This window comes from Microbacterium sp. ZW T5_45 (assembly GCF_044987415.1).
Classification (GTDB): Bacteria; Actinomycetota; Actinomycetes; order Actinomycetales; family Microbacteriaceae; genus Microbacterium.
The window spans coordinates 1-1,180 of the sequence record NZ_JBJDRJ010000082.1 but is presented as its reverse complement, the minus strand read 5'-3'; the positions used below and the strand labels follow the sequence as shown (position 1 = coordinate 1,180).

Annotated in this window: 1 protein-coding gene; it reads right to left on the bottom strand. The window is 66.1% G+C overall.

Going from position 1 to position 1,180, the window contains the following annotated elements; all coding sequences use genetic code 11:
* Positions 1-32: 32 nt before the first annotated feature.
* A protein-coding gene (locus tag ACI3KS_RS19585) for an IS3 family transposase (RefSeq protein WP_404920211.1) occupies positions 33-1,180 on the bottom strand; the annotation gives its coding sequence in 2 pieces (ribosomal slippage) (positions 33-914 and positions 917-1,180; 1,146 coding nt annotated over the 2 pieces). This gene is flagged as partial in the annotation.

Below are 1,180 nucleotides of genomic sequence, written 5' to 3'. Positions count from 1 at the left end.
GGGTCTGCTGCACGGATAGGTGACAGTTTCGGTTAGGCCGCGAGGGCCAGGTTCTGGTTCATGATGGTCTCGAATTCGACGGGCGTCAAACGGCCCAGTCGGGCTTGGCGTCGGCGGCGGTGGTAGGTGCGTTCGATCCAGGTCACGATCGCGATTCGCAGTTCTTCGCGGGTGGCCCAGGAGCGGCGGTCGAGGACGTTCTTCTGCAGCAGCGCGAAGAAGCTTTCCATCGCAGCGTTGTCGCCGGCCGCGCCGACCCTGCCCATCGAGCCGACCATGCGGTGTCGAGCCAACGTCCGGATGGCCTTGCGGCTGCGGAACTGCGACCCGCGGTCCGAGTGCACGACACACCCGGCAATGTCGCCGCGCAGAGCGGCCGCATTGTTGATCGCGTTGACAACTAGACGGGATTTCATCCGCGAGTCGATCGAGTAGCCGACGATCTTGTTCGAGAAGGCGTCCTTGATGGCGCAGAGGTAGAGCTTGCCCTCAGCCGTCTTGTGCTCGGTGATGTCGGTCAGCCAGAGCCGGTTCGGGGCGTGAGCGGTGAACGCGCGCTCCACGAGGTCGTCGTGGACCGGCGGACCGGCCTTCTTGCCCTTCCCGCGGGCTTTGCGCTTGCCGAACGCGGACCACCAGCCGTTGGCCGACGCGATCTTCCACGCTGTCCGGTCAGCCATCGGCTGCCCGGCATCGCGGGCCTCGTCGGCCAACAGCCGATGCCCGAACTCTGGGTCGTCACGGTGTGCGTCGAACAGCGCGTCCGCACGATACGCCTCGACGAGTTCGGCCTCGGTGACCGGTGACTTCAGCCAGCGGTAGTAGGGCTGGCGGGAGAGCTTGAGGACCCGGCACGTCACCGCGACGGCGATCCCATCGACGGCGAGCTCTGTCACGAGCGGGTAGGTCATTTTCCCGGCAGATGAGCCTGTGCGAAGTACGCCGCCGCCCGGCGGAGCACCTCGTTCTCCTGCTCCAGCAGCCGGACCCTCTTTCGCAACTCGCGCGCCTCGTCGGCCTCAGCCTTCGTCACGCCCGGCTTCGCACCGTCCTCGACATCGGCTTGGCGAAGCCAGTTCTGCAGGCAGGTCTCGCTGATGCCGAAGTCGGTCGCGATCTGCTTGATCGACACATCGTCCTCGCGCTGACGAGCCACCCGCACGACATCGTCGCGGAACTC